The sequence below is a fragment of the Methanohalophilus portucalensis genome (genome assembly GCF_002761295.1).
In the GTDB taxonomy this organism is placed as follows: Archaea; Halobacteriota; Methanosarcinia; order Methanosarcinales; family Methanosarcinaceae; genus Methanohalophilus; species Methanohalophilus portucalensis.
In genome coordinates this window covers 569600-586313 of record NZ_CP017881.1, presented here as the reverse complement: position 1 = coordinate 586313, position 16714 = coordinate 569600, and the positions used below count along the sequence as shown (strand labels likewise).

The 16714-nt window shown below is 42.8% G+C and carries 20 protein-coding genes; 2 read left to right on the top strand and 18 right to left on the bottom strand.

Annotated elements, in window-relative coordinates:
- Positions 1-8: 8 nt before the first annotated feature.
- From BKM01_RS03100 to BKM01_RS10740, 5 genes are all read right to left on the bottom strand, one after another.
- A complete protein-coding gene (locus tag BKM01_RS03100) occupies positions 9-722 on the bottom strand; it encodes a 50S ribosomal protein L2 (RefSeq protein ID WP_072360003.1) in 714 nt (237 codons plus the stop codon).
- 11 nt (positions 723-733) lie between these two features.
- A complete protein-coding gene (locus BKM01_RS03095) occupies positions 734-982 on the bottom strand; it encodes a 50S ribosomal protein L23 (protein ID WP_013037805.1) in 249 nt (82 codons plus the stop codon).
- Positions 979-1740, bottom strand: a complete 762-nt coding sequence (gene rpl4p, locus BKM01_RS03090) for a 50S ribosomal protein L4 (RefSeq protein WP_072360006.1) — start codon at positions 1738-1740, stop codon at positions 979-981. The genes BKM01_RS03095 and rpl4p overlap by 4 nt, the downstream gene beginning before the upstream one ends.
- 5 nt (positions 1741-1745) lie before the next feature.
- Complete coding sequence (locus tag BKM01_RS03085) at positions 1746-2759, bottom strand: 50S ribosomal protein L3 (RefSeq protein WP_072360008.1); 1014 nt, start codon at positions 2757-2759, stop codon at positions 1746-1748.
- Between the two features lie 90 nt (positions 2760-2849).
- Positions 2850-3041: a hypothetical protein gene (locus tag BKM01_RS10740; RefSeq protein ID WP_143744139.1), complete on the bottom strand. Its 192-nt coding sequence runs from the start codon at positions 3039-3041 to the stop codon at positions 2850-2852.
- Between the two features lie 122 nt (positions 3042-3163).
- Between BKM01_RS10740 and BKM01_RS03080 the strand changes: the two genes are divergently transcribed.
- Positions 3164-4189 (top strand): methyltransferase domain-containing protein, encoded by a 1026-nt coding sequence (locus tag BKM01_RS03080; protein ID WP_072360303.1) that lies wholly within the window; start codon positions 3164-3166, stop codon positions 4187-4189.
- Here the strand turns inward: BKM01_RS03080 and BKM01_RS03075 are convergent.
- The 12 genes from BKM01_RS03075 to BKM01_RS03020 all read right to left on the bottom strand — a co-directional run bounded on the left by BKM01_RS03075 (position 4186) and on the right by BKM01_RS03020 (position 13648).
- Positions 4186-4557, bottom strand: coding sequence for a response regulator transcription factor (locus tag BKM01_RS03075; RefSeq protein WP_072360009.1), 372 nt, complete (start codon positions 4555-4557; stop codon positions 4186-4188). The genes BKM01_RS03080 and BKM01_RS03075 overlap by 4 nt on opposite strands.
- A 34-nt stretch (positions 4558-4591) precedes the next feature.
- Positions 4592-5125: an Hsp20/alpha crystallin family protein gene (locus BKM01_RS03070; RefSeq protein WP_099816331.1), complete on the bottom strand. Its 534-nt coding sequence runs from the start codon at positions 5123-5125 to the stop codon at positions 4592-4594.
- Between the two features lie 74 nt (positions 5126-5199).
- Positions 5200-5424, bottom strand: coding sequence for a hypothetical protein (locus BKM01_RS03065; protein WP_143744142.1), 225 nt, complete (start codon positions 5422-5424; stop codon positions 5200-5202).
- Between the two features lie 73 nt (positions 5425-5497).
- The gene (locus BKM01_RS03060; RefSeq protein ID WP_072360015.1) at positions 5498-6277 is read right to left on the bottom strand and encodes a helix-turn-helix transcriptional regulator; all 780 of its coding nucleotides are present in this window, start codon (positions 6275-6277) and stop codon (positions 5498-5500) included.
- Between the two features lie 24 nt (positions 6278-6301).
- On the bottom strand, positions 6302-7189 hold the full coding sequence (locus BKM01_RS03055; protein WP_072360017.1) for an HD domain-containing protein: 888 nt from the start codon (positions 7187-7189) through the stop codon (positions 6302-6304).
- A 39-nt stretch (positions 7190-7228) separates the two neighbouring features.
- Positions 7229-8365, bottom strand: coding sequence for an adenosylcobinamide amidohydrolase (locus BKM01_RS03050; protein ID WP_072360019.1), 1137 nt, complete (start codon positions 8363-8365; stop codon positions 7229-7231).
- A 113-nt stretch (positions 8366-8478) separates the two neighbouring features.
- A complete protein-coding gene (pyrF, locus tag BKM01_RS03045) occupies positions 8479-9126 on the bottom strand; it encodes an orotidine-5'-phosphate decarboxylase (protein WP_072360021.1) in 648 nt (215 codons plus the stop codon).
- 28 nt (positions 9127-9154) lie between these two features.
- Positions 9155-11095 (bottom strand): acetate--CoA ligase, encoded by a 1941-nt coding sequence (gene acs, locus BKM01_RS03040; protein ID WP_072360023.1) that lies wholly within the window; start codon positions 11093-11095, stop codon positions 9155-9157.
- A 79-nt stretch (positions 11096-11174) separates the two neighbouring features.
- Positions 11175-12161 (bottom strand): radical SAM protein, encoded by a 987-nt coding sequence (locus BKM01_RS03035; protein ID WP_072360025.1) that lies wholly within the window; start codon positions 12159-12161, stop codon positions 11175-11177.
- A 32-nt stretch (positions 12162-12193) separates the two neighbouring features.
- Positions 12194-12547 carry a DUF5320 domain-containing protein gene (locus BKM01_RS03030; protein ID WP_072360027.1) on the bottom strand — a complete coding sequence of 118 codons (354 nt, stop codon included), beginning with the start codon at positions 12545-12547 and terminating at the stop codon, positions 12194-12196.
- Positions 12548-12596: 49 nt separating this feature from the next.
- Positions 12597-13094: a DUF134 domain-containing protein gene (locus tag BKM01_RS03025; protein WP_072360029.1), complete on the bottom strand. Its 498-nt coding sequence runs from the start codon at positions 13092-13094 to the stop codon at positions 12597-12599.
- Between the two features lie 113 nt (positions 13095-13207).
- Positions 13208-13648: a hypothetical protein gene (locus tag BKM01_RS03020; protein WP_072360305.1), complete on the bottom strand. Its 441-nt coding sequence runs from the start codon at positions 13646-13648 to the stop codon at positions 13208-13210.
- Between the two features lie 288 nt (positions 13649-13936).
- On the opposite strand from BKM01_RS03020, the gene BKM01_RS03015 reads away from it, so the two are divergent.
- Complete coding sequence (locus BKM01_RS03015) at positions 13937-15955, top strand: sodium-translocating pyrophosphatase (protein ID WP_072360031.1); 2019 nt, start codon at positions 13937-13939, stop codon at positions 15953-15955.
- Positions 15956-16177: 222 nt separating this feature from the next.
- Here the strand turns inward: BKM01_RS03015 and BKM01_RS03010 are convergent, their stop codons facing one another.
- Complete coding sequence (locus tag BKM01_RS03010) at positions 16178-16639, bottom strand: DUF523 domain-containing protein (protein ID WP_072360032.1); 462 nt, start codon at positions 16637-16639, stop codon at positions 16178-16180.
- Positions 16640-16714 lie beyond the last annotated feature (75 nt).

The window sequence follows — 16714 nt, the reverse complement described above, 5'->3', positions numbered from 1 at the left end:
CACCTCATTTAACGCTTTCCGGTCCTCCGGGCTGCAATCTGTCCTACCTTCCTGCCAGGTGGGGCGTTCCTGCCTACGGTAGTTGGTTTGCCTGGATGTTGCCTGTTACCTCCACCGAATGGGTGGTCAATAACATTCATTGCAATACCGGAAACTCTCGGATACTTGGCTGCCCTGGATCTTAACTTGTGATACTTCTTACCGGCCTTCAGGAATGGTTTTTCGGCACGTCCGCCACCAGCAACAACCCCAATAGAGGCCCTGCATTTTGGATTCAGCCATTTCATTTCACCTGAAGGAAGCTGGACAACTGTCCTATTCCTTTCATGACCCACAAGGGTAGCATAGGCACCGGATGAACGAGCAAAAGCTCCACCATCGTTTGGTTTGGATTCTATGTTGCAGAGCGGTACTCCTTCCGGGATCTCAGCCAGCGGGAGGATGTTACCCTGTTTGATCTCTGCAGAGATACCGCATTCAATGCGATCCCCTATACCGATACTTTCCGGAACGAGAATTAAACGTTCTTCGCCACTTTCAAAGGAAACCCTTGCTATAGGGGCGGATCTTGCTGGATCATGGACAATTTCCACCACATCGGCAAAAATTGTGCTGCCTTCTTCAACTGAAGGATGCTTAAGAGCAGCTTTATAACGATGTGAAGGTGCCCTGTATGTAGGTGTTCCACGACCCCTGTTCTGTGATATAATTCGTCTTGCCATAAATCAACACCTCACATCAAACCAATACGTGTAGCAATCTCGTGTGCTGCATCTACTTCATCAAATGTGACAAGAGCCTTTTTTTCTCCCTTCATCGTTGTCGTTGTGCAAACGGACTTTACGGGGAAACCGTAGATCTTTATCACATCTTCCTTGATCTGGCTCTTGTTGGCACGGGTATCGACAACAAACTGAAGTTTGTTATCCTCCATATGCGTCATAGCTTTTTCGGTGATGAACGGGAATTTAATAGCGCTCATATGAACATGTCCTCCAGACTGGATATTGCGGATTCTGTCCATACCGTCAGTCGTCCTGCCTTTGCACCGGGTGCAAGTAATTCAGTATAAAGTGAATCTACTGTTGTAACATCCACGCCTGGCAGATTACGTGCCGAGCGGAATATTGGACTTTCTGAACCGGCAACGATCAGAACACTCTTTTTGTTTTTGTATTTCCTTCCTCTCATCTTGCCCTTGCCGGCCCTGATGGAACGGCTGTTTTTGGCACGCAGGACATCATCATAAGCACCTGCTGCTTCGAGGAATTTAATAACTTCTGCTGTTTTCTCAACATCCTGCAGGGCATCTTCTGCTACAAGAGGCAGGGTAGCGTCACATACATGACCTCGTCCTTTGACGAGTTCTGCATTAATTGTAGCTGCTATTGCAGAGCGAACTGCAAGACGTTTCTCTTTTTTGTTAACCTTCTCTGTCCTGTCAGCTTCAGGTTTTGGTGGATGGGTACGCCTTCCGCCTACTGCCTGGGGAACTCTTGCAACCCGGCTTCCGTTGACAAGCCTTGGGATCTGAGCAACACCTCTCCCGGATCCCCAGGAGACTGCAGAAGTTTCCATTCCGGCATACATCTTGGGACCATAGGGCTGGTACCTCTTAGACTGGGAAGAAAGCACGGTCCTTTTGATAAGATCCGGCCTGTAAATCTCTTCGAAAACATCGGGCAAGGTTATTTCACCTTTGGAATTACCTGAAATATCAAGAATATTTGCTGTGACCATTTATCTCACCCCTGCCTGGACTGTGTGTTTATATGCATAAGCTGAGGTTCTCCCACAGCAGATGTCTTTGGCCTGGTTGGTTCCCTGAGCCTGATAAGTCTCTTTGATGGACCGGGGACAGTACCCTTTACAAGGATATAATCTCCTCCGACAAGGCCGTAGTTCACAAATCCTCCTGCAGGATTTACTTCGTCAACATCAGAAGATACTTTCAGGATACGTTTGTTATACTCTGTACGCTGATGGTAACCAGCCTGGCCCATTTGTGGAACTCTCCAGCTTACATGTGGTGGATTCCATGGCCCAAGAGTACCTACCTGACGCAAACTGCTCTGGCGAGAGTGTTTGTTCTTTGCCAGCTGGATACCCCATCTTTTCACAGGCCCTTCAGTACCGTAGCCTCTTGTGATAGCGGCCACATCGATGATATTCCCTTCCGAGAAGATATCAGAGATTCCAACCTTGCTTCCAAGTATGTACTTTGCATACTCAAACTTGGCTTTTACATCGGAACCGCTAATTGCAGTTTCCATAATATCTGCTTTCTTCTTTGGAATCCCATTTACTGAAGACGGGATTGTATATGTGATCACACGAATCTCGGAAACATTCCCTTCTTCCACAATGGAAGCCATATTTTCAAGTGATTTTTCCGTATCGTAATTTTTGGGAGTCTTTATCCTGCGTCCAATGTCGCCATCCAGGTTTGCTGACCATGCCTCTGAAATTGTTTTTTCTCCATAGGGAGTATCCTTATAGGCACGTATTGCTGCAATACCAATCTGCGGTGTTTCGATAACAGTAACAGGTACGGCAATTTCAGCGCCTTCAGTCAAACTGTTTTTGGCGTCGTCAATCATAATTACATGGGTCATTCCGACCTTGTAACCTGCAAATCCCTGCAATTTTGGCTCACCTTCAGCCTCAGGCCATGACCTGAACCTTGGGATGTGGCTCTTTGCTCTTTTGCGTGGACTGAACGCTAGAGAACCTCGCCTTGGTCTGTGTATTGTTGGCACTTGTATTCTCCTTGAATTTTTTTATGTTCAATCGCTTACGCAGGTTGAATTAACAAAAAAGTGTGTTGGGCTACCTATCAAGGTTTGAGCTCAACATGGATATTCTACGTTATGCGGATAGGAGCAGCAATACTGCAACATCATCACAAAAAGATTTACACATCTACCATCCACACATACACAACGCGCATGTATGGGGGCTTTCATTGAATTGGCCCACTGATGGTCTATGTTAAATCCTACATTTCCACACTTTTTGCCTACCTGCGAAGTATGTATCATCTACATACTATATTCTCAGCTTGGGCTGTATGATGTCATATTAGGTATATAAATGCTTTGGACCAAAAACAGTGATACAGGAAACAACACCTTTAAAAGCACCAATAAACCATTGGAATGCAATGAAAAACAAAGACAAATTCACCAAACCGATATGTTCTGACCATGATGGATTGCGCTTTGCTACCCCCGAAATTGTAGCAAAGTACAGGGCCAAGAGACTTAAATGTGACGTTCTGGCGGATATAAGTTGTGGTATCGGCGGCCAGACCATTTTCTTTGCAAAGGAGTGCAAAAAAGTCTATGCCATAGAAATCGACCCTGTAAAGATAGAACATGCCAAAAAGAACTGCCAGTTATATGGAGTGGACAATGTAGAATTTATCTGTGGTGACGCCCTTGACCCCGAAATAATACATAAACTTCCTGAACTCGATGTCGTGTTTTCTGATCCTGCAAGGCCCCCAAAAGAGAAGAGGCGTTTAATTTCCAGCATTACACCATCCATAGAAGATATGATTAATGCTTATTCATCCCGGACTAAAGGATTCGCCTTTGAAGTGCCTCCCCAGTTAACTCCAGAAAGGATTCCCTTTGATTGTGAAATGGAATACCTGTCCCTAAATGGTAAAATCAATCGCCTTACATTATACTTAAACCATCTCAAAAAATGTGATAGATCTGCAATCACACTGCCTTCCGAAGAATCACTTTGTAGCAGCGGGACAGGAGAAATCCCCGAATCAGAAATAATGAAAAAATTTGCATATGAACCTGAACCATCTGTTGTGAAGGCAGATCTTCTGCACGAACTTGCAGAAAAAATGAGCAATGGAGATAATAAGACATATTTGTTCCGAATTGATCCGAAAAGGGCATTAATGACATCTGATGAAAAATTGAAGTCCCCATTGCTTAAAAATCAGTATGCTGTGCTGGCAGAGACAAAGGTATCCGTTGAAGATATAAATAGTAAACTTAAAGAATTAAATGCCAAAAATGCATTAATAAGAGGAAAAATTGACCCTGAGGATTACTGGAATTTCCGTAATCGCATAGAAGACGGATTAAATGGCGATAAAGCAATTCATCTCTATATTACTGACAATTCTGCGATTATCTGCCAGCCACTTGTTGAAAAAGATTAATCCAGAAGGCTACAAACACATTCTACGAGTTCATCGTTATCAAAGGGTTTGGTAATATAATCATCAGCTTTGAGGATATCCAATCCCATCATTTTGTCAAAATCATGATTCCTGGCAGTAAGAAGAACAACTGGCAAATGTTCATACTTTTCTTTAATGCGGTGGAAAACTTCCCACCCATCCATGCCCGGCATCATGACATCAAGAAGGACAAGATCCGGCAGGGATGATTCAAGCATCAAAAGACATTCTTCCCCGCTGGAAGCACACGATGTCGAAATATCATTCAATTCCAACAAATTTTGAAGAAGGTCACGTAAATGCGCTTCGTCATCCACTACAAGTACTTTCTTCCCAAAACAATTCACCTGGTGCACCACCAAAATAAATTAATTAGAGGAGTTAATTAATTTTAATATCCACTTTCCCGACTTCTTCCATAACAGAAAATATTACCTCAAGAACACCATTATGGAAAGTTGCTTTTGCACTATTAGGGTCTACTTTTAGAGGCATTTCGAGAGTTTCGGAATATGTATAATATTTATTGGAAGCATTGATCTCCAGGTACTGGTCTGTTGCACAGACAGAAATATCATCCCTGGACATACCTGAAATTTCTGCGGTAACATACACTTCCCCGTCTATTTCAAGAACATCTATCAGAGGCTTTTTCTCATCTATGGATATGGGGCCATCTAAAGGATCAATTTCTTCTTCAAAATCATTATAATCAGATGGGATATTGCCAAATTCCCTGATTTCAGGATCCTCATTAGCACGTTGTGTAATAGAAAAACCATAAATGAAAGGCTCATCAGAGAATTCTTCTATACCTACTCCGAATCTCTGCATCATCTGTTCGATCATATCAGTAATATCACTGAAAGAATCATCACTACCAGACGGATTGTTTCCTTTCTTTTTATCTGCCATATTGACCCGTTCCATAAATAATAAATACTTGTCACTTAGAGATATTTGGCCATAAAGCCGCACACGAGCAAGGATTATTTACCCTTGCGTTTATCGGCAGAAAGTAAATCAGATTCATAGTATAATTCAGAAGAGTGCCGTGACAAAACATAATCCCTATTGCATTTCACCTCATCATCCATATCATCCATCTTATGGGATAGGGAAGAAAGGTCTTCGTGCAACTTTTTTGTTTTTTCTACCATATTCCTGAATTCTGCAATATCGAGGGTTTTTGGCATCGAGTCACCACTCTTCAAGCTTAAAGTCCACCGTTATCATATAAATACTATTTCGTTTCATGTATTAATAATGAACGCAGGAAAATAGCAATTATTCCTTCTTTTGTGACGCAATGCAACAGTATTCAAACAGATCATGTCCCCACTTTATAGCTTCTTCACTCGTACTTATAAGTTTATTGTGATCATATATTCCTTTCTGGTTAAGGAGGGACAACAGGAAAAAGCCGTCCGCGCATACCATGCTAACTACCGGCAAATTACCCTCGTGAATATATATGTTGGTGTTATCCATTCCAAAAAAAACCTCTGCATCCTCCCCATAATCTTCAGCAATGCGCTCATAGACATCATTGGTGAAAATCAGGTTTATCTCCACGCCTTTTTTAGCAAGTCCTATAAAATGTTTGGCATAATAAGGATGGAAATAAGAAGTAATAGCTGCAACATGGCGACTTACAAGCAGATGGTCTATTAATTCCTGAGGCGGATCAAATAGAGAATTGATATCCGGTTCAATGACCTTTGAATCACCCAGATTACCCAGCCGTTCCATAAATTGCATTGGAAGAGCGGAAATATCCCTGGAAAACCAGTATTCAGGGTTCTTTTCAAGCGTATTGGTCAGTTTAAAAATCGGCAATATTTTCTGCACTACTATATTACCAAAAATAGACAGTTCATATTCATCATCTTTCTGCACAAGAATATCATTATCTTTAAGAAGTTTTATCTGAGGAAGCACACCGGTTGATGTGACATCAAGAGCCTTTTTGATAGCGGCCAGATTCCGGGGGCCATCTTTTAGATAGACAACCAAGTTTTTCCGTTTTTCCGAGCGACATACAAGCTCGACTATAGACACACCCATATTAGTACCACAAAATAAAAAAAATCAGGCATCACTGAAGAACTGTTCGACACATCCTTTCAATTGTTTATACATTGGGCTATCTATAATACTATGGGGTTGGGATTCAAAGGACCTTAGCAATTGTCCATAATACCATTTATGAAATTCTTTTCCTACTATAAAATGGTTCCATATTATATTACCATGAATATTTTCCTCATCCTTCATATCCCTGATGCTGGCAAGTTTGTCTGCACAGAATAGGAGTTTGACATCCCTTCCAACATCTTCAAGTGCCTTCAGGCAGGCTTCATTGCGCTCCTTCCACATATTTTCATCAACAGATAACAGGGAGGGATCATCTGTTTGGTCCAGTTCAGATACTGCTCTTACAAAATTTACAACCGTCTCACCAAACTTATTCTCCACTTCAACCATATCTATTTTAGACTCTTTTTTGATCGAATGCAACAGGCCTGCAATTACAACTATGTCAGGGGCACTGTTCTTTAAGAGGATAGATGCAACGTCCATTGGATGAGAGATATAGGGCGTCCTGGAAAATCGCCTTGCTGTATCCCTGTGTGCATTATAGGCAAACTCGAAAGCTTCAGGTACTGAGAGAACGAAATGTCCTGCTCGTGAGGAGGTCTCGTATTTCTCTTCCAGCTCCAGCAGATGGATACGGAAGTTGGCTTTCCTGAGATGTTCGTGTATGATGAGTTGACCATTTTCATGGATCAATACTGACTGATAAGGCTCACTTTTCCATATACGTCTGGAAGGCACATCAGACCACTCGGCCATGTAGAAAAAGCGATCCGGCATCTCAGGAAGTTCGTCTCCTATATCTGCACTATGAACTATGACACCTGTTGGCTTTTTCTTAGAATCGGTACAATAAGTGGCTATATAATTTCTCAGATTCATGGTAAACCCCGTTTTTATATTAATATTATAGTAAAGGAATTAAACATTTCTTTTTACAATCCAGGAAGTAACTCTTACCCAGTTATCAATTATTGATTCTTTCGGTTCCAGCAAATAATCGTAAGGGACATCCATACCCAAATTCAAAACGTTGTCCAGTTGACGCATCTGGGAAAAAGCTACTTTCTTTGCGCTGTTTTCAGGGATCAGACCCCACCTCAATTCATCGACAAGATGAAGAATAGAAGAAATCAATGCAACCATAGCAGGATTACGTGAAATATTCCTGAGATTGTCATAAAATGGACCTTTTTTGTTTTCACCCTCAAGGGATGTCGAAACTTTCCAGAAGTATTTTTCATCAACCCCAAACCTATCAAGCCTTACGAGCATATCCCTCTGGGAAACAGTTGATATACCTGATTGTTGATCCAGGGCTTTTAAAAGGGCCTGGTTTATACATTTACATATCAGCTCACCAAGTTTGGAATGAGGACCTGCGTCAGTCAATTGCAGATAAGCAGAATCATTGGATACAATTGCCATCATATCAGTCCCGGTTCCGGTAGCCAATTCTTCAGAAAAACGACTTGGAATCATCAATTGACGCAGAACTGCTGATTTGGCTTCAGTAGCAGTCATCCAGGCCCTGGTAAGAGCATATGACGGTAAATTTGCATCTATTAGAAGAATCATATTTATTGTCCCGCCAAGAGATTGCCATTTACCATTTTCCTGATAATAGGAAGCAGGGTCTGAAGGACTGCATGCATTTACTTCTACGCCTGCGGTTGCAATTGCTGTTACTTCAAGGCCACGGAAAGAGTGCGTGACAAAAGCAACATTTCCCATACTTGCAGCAGTTAGCAATGCAGCTGCATTTGATGCAGAATAGCCAAGTTGCTCCACTACATGGGCGAGATAGCCTTCAACATTTCCTTCCTCCAGCTCATCCTCACTTCCAATATGCCTTCCTATCCGCTGATTGATAAGGACATTGATATCATCACGGATGCCCCCATTGAGCCAGGAATTGGAAATTATTCTCCTGTCTTTTGGCAGCGTAACTATAACGGAATCTGTGCCTGACCTGAAAACTCTTTCACCGGCAGATGTTTCGAGAAGAGGTTCACAAGCACCATCCCGACAATTTACGGTCAACTCATTTTTGGTCATGCACCTTCTCCTGAATATAAATCAACACCGGACCTGAATGTAAAAAGTAAAAGCCTCAGAACTCATAGGGCTCATCACTATCTCAGAAGAGTATATCATCACTGGCTTTTTCCTTAGATACCAATCCCGGTAACAAGTTCCATGGCTGTTTCTTTGGGGTTTTCTGAATTATAAATACTTCGACCTACAATAATCCAGTTCGCACCTGCTGCAATCACATCAGAGGCTTTACCCCCCTGTGCACCTACACCAGGGGATATAATAGAAAGACCATCACCTATTATAGAACGCAGGTGCTTTACCCTTTCTGGCCGGGTAGCCGGTGCGACAATACCTGTAGCACCGAATTCATACGCCATTGAAGCAATTTCATCGGCTATCGGCTGGAAATATTTCGAACCACCCGGGTGGCTCATTTCAGAGACTACATAAATATCCCCATCATAACGTTGGGCCACACCTATACAGGCTTTCAGGCTATCCTCACCTGTAAAACCATGCACGATTACACCACAGGCACCTGCCTTGAATACCTGCTCGCAGATAAGTTCATCCGTGTTTGGAATGTCGGCAACCTTAAAGTCAGCAATGACAGGAGCGTAATCGGCAAGCCGGGATATTACACTTAAACCTTCTGAGAGCACCAGCGGATAGCCCACCTTTATGGCATCCACACATTCAGCAACTTCGCTGGCAATCTCGACGGCGCGATCCATACGCGTAACATCCATTGCAACTATAAGGCCAGTATTCCTTTCCATGAAAATTAAACCTCTAGCAGTTTGAATGTTAATCTGATAGATGAACTTTTCTTTTGAGTTCTTCAACCACTTCAGGATTCTGCAAAGTGGTCACATCCCCGGGATCAGTATTATTCGTTATTGCGCGCAGGACCCGGCGCATAATCTTTCCACTACGGGTCTTAGGCAGATCCTCTGCAAAAACTATCGCCGCAGGGCGGGCTATCGGCCCAATCTCATCTACAACATGACCCTTAAGTTGCTCTTTCAGCTCATCACTAACAGGAACATCGGCTTCAAGCACAACATAACCAACTATTACCTCCCCCTTAATTTCATCCTCTTTCCCCTCAACAGCAGCTTCTGCAACATCCGAATGGGACACCAGGGAACTTTCGATCTCCATAGTACCGAGTCTGTGACCGGAAACCTTGATCACATCATCAAGTCTTCCGAGAATCCAGACATAACCGTCACTGTCAGTATGGGCACCATCCCCCGACATATAGGTATCTTTGCCCCACATACTCCAGTAAGTTTCAATGAAGCGTTCCTCATCCCCGTGAATGGTACGTATCATGCTGGGCCAGGGTTTTTCAATTGCAAGATACCCCCCATGCCCTTCTGGAACCGCATTTCCTTCTTCATCGAGAATGGATACCTCGATTCCCGGGAACGGACGGACAGCACTACCAGGTTTCATCGGAGTAATGCCTGGCAGGGGTGTGATCATTATCATACCTGTTTCTGTCTGCCACCAGGTATCTACTATAGGACACCGCTTACCTCCGATATTCTCATAATACCATAACCAGGCCCTAGGGTTGATAGGTTCCCCGACACTACCCAACAAACGAAGGGAAGAAAGGTCATGTTTTAGAGGCAGATGCTCGCCCCATTTCATAAATGTCCTGATAGCGGTAGGTGCCGTATAGAATATTGTAACACCATGTTTTTCAATAATATCCCAGAACCGCCCCTTTTCGGGGTAATCGGGAGCTCCTTCATACAGTAGCACTGTTGCACCGTTGAGAAGGGGACCATATGCAATATAGGAATGACCGGTGATCCACCCCACGTCTGCCGTACACCAGTAAATATCATCATCCTTCAGATCAAATACCCAGCTGGCAGTAATGCAGGTACCCACAAGATAACCGCCTGTACTATGAACCACACCCTTGGGTTTCCCTGTGGTTCCACTGGTATACATGAGGAAAAGCGTATCTTCAGAATCCATATGTTCCGCAGGACACTGATAATCAACCTGTTTTTCAAGATCATGCCACCACACATCCCGCCCCTCAATGAAATTTACCGGGGTTGCAGTGTGATTTACTAAAAGGACGTGTTCCACTCCCTCTGTTTTTTCCACCCCCATATCGGTTTTTTCTTTCTGGTCTATTAATTTACCTTTATGATAGTAACCATCACATGTAATGACAAATTTGCTGCCCGCGTTTTCAATACGTTGGGCAAGTGCTTCATGGGAAAAGCCGGCAAATACCACACTGTGAGGGGCACCAATCCTTGCACAGGCAAGCATCGCAATCACAGCTTCAGGTATCATCGGCAGGTATATCGTAACAATATCCCCTTTCTGAACTCCCAATTCTTTTAATGCATTGGCAAAGCGGCAGGTGGAATAAAATAGTTCATTGTAAGTGTAGGTGCGAGTATTCTCCATCTCCCCTTCCCATATAATGGCTGGTTTATCCCCTTTGGCAGAAAGATGTCTGTCCAGGCAATTATATGATGCATTGACCTTACCATTCAGGAACCAATTACTGTGAGGTGGATTCCATTCAAGTACCTGATCCCATTTTTCAAACCAGTCAATATTTTCCGCAAGGTCCCCCCAAAATCCTTCAAGGTCCTCATCTGCTTTCCGGTAAATGTCCGGGTCATTCATATTAGCCCGGGATTTGAAATCTGCAGATGGTTCAAAAACACGTTCCTCTGCAAGTGACGATTCTATTGTTTCCTTCATAGGTTATACCATCCCCTAAATACACATGAATCTATAATGATTATTCATGTATATATTTAGTGGTCACTGGAAAGAATAATCACAAAACTCTATAATACCAGCTTTTGTCTTCCCAGACCAACTCAATCTTCCCCCTATATTCCATATTCTCAAGAACAGGAATAAGAGTTTCCCTATTAAGGCCAAGTGAGGTAATCACCTGCTCAGTGGTACAGGGACGACGCAGGATTAAGTCATAAACCTCTTCTTCAATGTTCTCATGCTTGATAGTAGAGCGCCCCTTCCTGATACCACGCAGTACCAAACGCACCTTCCTCCTGCCAAGCCTGCTGTCAAAATAACTGGCAATTTCCTTCAATCTTATTTCATCGACAGCCTTTAAGGAAGATTCAGCAGGCGGACGGGTAATTGTAAGCACTTCAACTTCATCCGGATTGATATATTCCAGAATGTCAGCAAGACGAGATATTTCAGAATCCGATGTGTTGTATCCAAATTTATCACTGTCAACAAGCATGACCTCTATGGAAAGCCTGCAAGTGCCCATATGGGAAAGAGATGCAAGACCTTCTATAATATCATCCAGCAGGATACCGGAAGCAGGCCTGTTTATATTTTCAAAGGTCTTATCGTAACCTGAAACCAGGGTAGCAACAACAAGGTCTGCCTTTGCAAGACTTTGGCGTACATCATCCCTGCCCGTAAGAGAAGAATTGGTTATCACACATATGGGTACAGAAGATATCTGCCGGATACCCTCGATCATTTTTCCCATTGCAGGATTAAGTGTCGGTTCGCATGTCCCCGAGAAGGTAATGTAGTCAATATCTTCGATATTACGATGATAATGTTTTATCCCTTCAACAATTTCAGCAGATGAGACACATCCAACAACATCATCTACAGATTGAATCTTGTGTGCAACAGAACCCAGCTGACAGTAAATACAATCAAAATTACAGTTTTTCCGACTGGAAGGATTGCTTATGACATCTATCCCCAATGATCTGCCCAATCTTCTTGAAAGGATTGGTCCATAAATTAACCTTGATTTGCGTTTAGTCATCTAAAATCCCATCAAAAATTAAAAAGGGACCATTAATCCTCAGATAATGATCCTGTTTCTGTAAGCTGTTCTTTCAATTGTTCTATGCGCTGACAAATCCATTCCTTGTCTTTCTCAAGACTTTCAAGTTCCCTTTTTGCAGATGGAAAATTTAAAGATGGACTTGTTCCGGATTCATACACGGGTTGTGTGAGAGGTCTTCGAGCATAATTTCCCATACCTCTACCTCGCGAAAAACCACCAAACCTTTGGAATCTTCCTCTGGCAGGGTTATGAACAAATAAACTATTCTGCCATCCGGCCACTTCATTTCCACTGCAGTAACCTGCACCTCTTCCTGTCATAGGCCCCATTCCCCTGGGACCGGTCCTATCTCCACCTGGCATATTAATACAACCTCCTTTGTCTGTTCTTAATTATTTTCAGTCTATAAATTCAACCACGCACCATCTGGGAACCGCATTCAGGACATTTGGCCTGACTGCAGGGTACACCCGGCTGGTGTGGTTCAAGATGTCCACATGAAGGACACCTGCAATTCTGCGGAGCTGCAGCTCCTCGGCCCGGGCGATTTCCACCACCTCTACGACCCTGTCCTCTGGCCCCCGTCGGACCAGTTCCATCTGGACCTGTGCCATCTCCTCCAGGCATATTGACTTCACCTCCTTCTAAAAAGATACTTTTTCCATTGACCAGTGCATCCGTAACTTTTTCAAGACCCATGCGAAGGGTTCTTTGAAATGTAGATTGATGGACTCCCATTTTCTGTGCTGCCTCTCCCTGAGATAATTTTTCCAAAATATTCAATCTCATGGATTCCAGTTCATCTACACCCACGTCAACAACAGGCATACTTTCGTTCGTGTCATCGGGATTGAAACGCCGACACCTGTGACGGTATCCCACCATCCTCTTTTTTCTGGGACGCACCATAATAATGCATTATAATGCATAACTATAAAAATTTTACTGTCAGAACAGATTGAATTCCAATCAAAAGGATAGCAGGACATAAAGATTACATATAATCAATTACTGCAGATTCATTATTTTTCATAAAACAGATTTGGGATCGAATCCACACTTCCCATAGCTTTTGAAGGGCCTGCAGGATAAATAACTACAAGAGAACCAACTTGTCTGCCAAGTTTCTTCTCATCATGAAGATAGAAATTATCACTTTCCCGAGATACATTTTTGAGTACGAATCTGGAATGGGCCCTTCCGAGTTCTACAACCTTTAATTCTTCAAAATCATAAAAAAAGGCCTCAAACTCAGGTTTAAGATGGCGACTGCCTAATGCAAAAATATACATGTCCCCGAAAAAATCCAGGTCATAGAACAGATCAACTGTCGCATCAGTACCTGAAAATCGAACCTGCATACTTGAAATATGTATATAATCCCCGCCATCATCAGCCGCAAGTGCCCCTGATACAGAGCACGAAAGCAGCAAAATTACGAGTATAAGCCCTGAAATCCTCATTGGCATAGGATAATACGCTATGATTAATATGTCTATTCATATCTGTGGTGCATATAAAAGGTAAAACATTAATACTAACAAAAATATGTTAGGGCAAATCGAACATGGCACACATCAATCTAAAAATTTTAAAACGTTAATTTCTTATTAGGTGTGTTCTATTTCAACCTGCCTTTGTGGCACCACTAAAGATTAATAATTATAGGGAAAGGGCAGCTGGAACTTCCATCTGTCTGATAACCCATCATAGCATTATCATAAAAATCAAACAAATTTAGGAGAACAATAATGCAGGATATAATATACCTCGCCCCTCTGGCAGGTATCGTAAGTCTGGTATTTGCTGCATTTTTCGCAACCCGTATCCTCAAAGAAGGAACAGGTAACGAAAGAATGCAGGAAATTGCCACCGCGATACAGGAAGGGGCCATGGCATATCTGAACCGTCAATATAAAACAGTGGCTATAGTTGCTGTAATATTGGCTTTTCTGATATATGTATTGCTGGAAGAAAACAGTGGAAAAATTGCTATCGGATTCATAGTAGGAGCTATAAGTTCCGCTGCTGCAGGATATATTGGAATGAATGTATCTATAAGAGCAAATGTAAGAACAGCAAACGCTGCATCAGAAGGACTGAAAAAAGCTATGCAAGTCGCAGTTCATGGTGGTGCAGTATCAGGTTTTGCAGTAGTAGGTTTGGCTCTGCTTGGTACTAGTGTATTCTACATAATGTTCGGTGATGTGGATCAGATAATTGGATTTGCATTTGGTGCAAGTCTTATCAGTCTCTTCGCCAGGGTTGGTGGCGGTATATATACCAAAGCCGCTGATGTTGGAGCAGATCTTGTAGGTAAAGTTGAAGCAGGCATACCTGAAGATGATCCCCGAAACGCCGGCGTAATTGCCGATAATGTAGGAGATAATGTAGGAGATTGTGCTGGTATGGGAGCAGATCTGTTTGAGACATACGTAGTTACCGTAATTGCAGCTATGCTGCTTGGTACTCAGATTCTGCAAACCTATCCCAACGCAGTGATCTACCCATTAATTCTCGGTGCAGTAGCTGTTTTTGCATCCATCATATCAATTTTCTTCATACGCATAGGAAATGACAATAAGATAATGAAAGCGCTCTATAAGGGAGTGGCAGTATCTGCAATTCTTTGTCTTGTTGCATTCTATTTCGTAACAGACATGCTTATCGGTAACATCAACATCTATTATGCATCACTTGTAGGTGTTGTCATCATGGTACTGATGGTCCTCTTCACCGAATATTATACTTCAACAAGTTACAGACCGGTTAAAAAAGTAGCAGAAGCTTCTGAAACCGGTGCAGGTACAAATGTAATTTCGGGCCTGGCAATGGGACTTGAAAGTACTGCCCTACCCGTTTTAATAATAGTAGGTGGTATTTTGGGCTCCTTTTTTGTTGCCGGCGGGGCAGCAGACCCGGCAATGGGACTCTACGGAATAGCAATAGCAGCAGCAGCAATGCTTTCCACAACCGGAATGATTGTTACTCTGGATTCCTACGGCCCCATCACTGACAATGCCGGCGGTATTGCCGAAATGGCAGGACTACCTTCTGAAATACGAGAGGTTACAGATGCCCTGGATGCAGTTGGGAACACAACAAAAGCTGTAACAAAAGGATATGCCATTGGTTCAGCGGCTCTTGGTGCATTGGCTCTTTTTGCAGATTACAGATACAAAGTAAATCTGGAGATAGGAGAACTCGCTCTTGACAACCCGGTCGTTCTGGCAGGCCTGTTGATAGGTGCTCTTTTGCCGTTCGTATTCAGTGCAGTAACAATGCAGGCTGTCGGAAAAGCGGCTTTTGCAGTTATCAATGAAGTCAGACGTCAGTTCAAAGAGATTCCTGGCATAATGGAAAGTACTTCCAAACCCGAATATGGAAAATGTGTAGACATTGTTACGGCCACAGCCATTCGAGAAATGGCACTTCCAGGAATCCTTGCTGTAGCCACTCCATTGATTGTAGGTTACGTTCTTGGACCACTGGCTTTGGGAGGTCTTCTTATAGGAATCATCGCATCCGGATTACTCCTTGCATTAACAATGAATAATGGAGGAGGTGCATGGGATAATGCGAAAAAACTTATCGAAGACGGATTCCATGGTGGAAAAGGTTCCGAAGCTCACAAAGCAGCTGTTGTGGGAGATACCGTAGGAGATCCATTTAAGGACACGGCAGGACCTGCAATAAATCCATTAATAAAAGTAGTAAACGTAGTTGCAATCCTTTTCTCCTCCCTGTTTATCGGGGCAGGAATTTTCTGAAGGTCTCTTGACCTTCATTTTCTTTTTTTTGATATAATAAAACAGTATAAGCTATCCTACACTTATTTGTTATAAAGATAATAGGGATTGCCCTATTGAGAATTACTAATGGGGAAAAGCTGACGGGTTTTAAGGGGGGTTTAATATTTGGGGAGTGGGGGTTTTAGGAAAAGAAAGACAACCCGTCAGCAACCCTCGTGATGACTACATGTTATATATATTTTACTGTTTGTGGCAATCCTGCATACTATAGCATATTCCACGCCTGACAAGTTCCATCTCGATTTCTTCAAAAAAAACACCCCTGCCAGCGGCATGTTCATGTGTAAAGTTTGACACCCTGCCGGCAGGACCACTCACTGTAGTGAGATCTGCAGCACAGGAGGGGCTTTTTCCTACTCCCACAAATTCAACTGAAAAGCCCCTGCGATAAAATTCCTCGAGCATATCTGCAAAGGGGGCGAATAATTGTCTGCAGAATTTTCTGTAGGCCGAATGAATTAACTGGTCCCTGGTAATTTCCCGGCGGCTTGAACCAAAATAAATCAGTTCCGGACAGGGAAGCTGGATTACATTATTATTTCCAGGAGAAAATTTTCCCGGATTTTTAATACCTGCCAGACGCGACTCAGGGTTGAGAAGACAGTGAGAAACTACCATGATTTTATCATTTTCGGCATCCATTGAATCACCTGCATGAGAATCTTTATACAATAAGAAGACTTATGGAAATGCAGTTATATCCATAGGGAAACTTCC

Excerpts from the sequence above, each read along its gene's own strand:
- BKM01_RS03070 (WP_099816331.1), bottom strand. The coding sequence starts at position 5,125 with ATGGCAGATAAAAAGAAAGGAAACAATCCGTCTGGTAGTGATGATTCT.
- BKM01_RS03080 (WP_072360303.1), top strand. The coding sequence starts at position 3,164 with ATGAAAAACAAAGACAAATTCACCAAACCGATATGTTCTGACCATGAT.
- BKM01_RS03100 (WP_072360003.1), bottom strand. The coding sequence starts at position 722 with ATGGCAAGACGAATTATATCACAGAACAGGGGTCGTGGAACACCTACA.
- rpl4p (WP_072360006.1), bottom strand. The coding sequence starts at position 1,740 with ATGGTCACAGCAAATATTCTTGATATTTCAGGTAATTCCAAAGGTGAA.
- BKM01_RS03095 (WP_013037805.1), bottom strand. The coding sequence starts at position 982 with ATGAGCGCTATTAAATTCCCGTTCATCACCGAAAAAGCTATGACGCAT.
- acs (WP_072360023.1), bottom strand. The coding sequence starts at position 11,095 with ATGAAGGAAACAATAGAATCGTCACTTGCAGAGGAACGTGTTTTTGAA.
- BKM01_RS03030 (WP_072360027.1), bottom strand. The coding sequence starts at position 12,547 with ATGCCAGGTGGAGATAGGACCGGTCCCAGGGGAATGGGGCCTATGACA.
- BKM01_RS03020 (WP_072360305.1), bottom strand. The coding sequence starts at position 13,648 with ATGAGGATTTCAGGGCTTATACTCGTAATTTTGCTGCTTTCGTGCTCT.
- BKM01_RS03055 (WP_072360017.1), bottom strand. The coding sequence starts at position 7,189 with ATGAATCTGAGAAATTATATAGCCACTTATTGTACCGATTCTAAGAAA.
- BKM01_RS03010 (WP_072360032.1), bottom strand. The coding sequence starts at position 16,639 with ATGGATGCCGAAAATGATAAAATCATGGTAGTTTCTCACTGTCTTCTC.
- BKM01_RS10740 (WP_143744139.1), bottom strand. The coding sequence starts at position 3,041 with ATGATACATACTTCGCAGGTAGGCAAAAAGTGTGGAAATGTAGGATTT.
- pyrF (WP_072360021.1), bottom strand. The coding sequence starts at position 9,126 with ATGGAAAGGAATACTGGCCTTATAGTTGCAATGGATGTTACGCGTATG.
- BKM01_RS03060 (WP_072360015.1), bottom strand. The coding sequence starts at position 6,277 with ATGGGTGTGTCTATAGTCGAGCTTGTATGTCGCTCGGAAAAACGGAAA.
- BKM01_RS03015 (WP_072360031.1), top strand. The coding sequence starts at position 13,937 with ATGCAGGATATAATATACCTCGCCCCTCTGGCAGGTATCGTAAGTCTG.
- BKM01_RS03035 (WP_072360025.1), bottom strand. The coding sequence starts at position 12,161 with ATGACTAAACGCAAATCAAGGTTAATTTATGGACCAATCCTTTCAAGA.
- BKM01_RS03025 (WP_072360029.1), bottom strand. The coding sequence starts at position 13,094 with ATGGTGCGTCCCAGAAAAAAGAGGATGGTGGGATACCGTCACAGGTGT.
- BKM01_RS03050 (WP_072360019.1), bottom strand. The coding sequence starts at position 8,365 with ATGACCAAAAATGAGTTGACCGTAAATTGTCGGGATGGTGCTTGTGAA.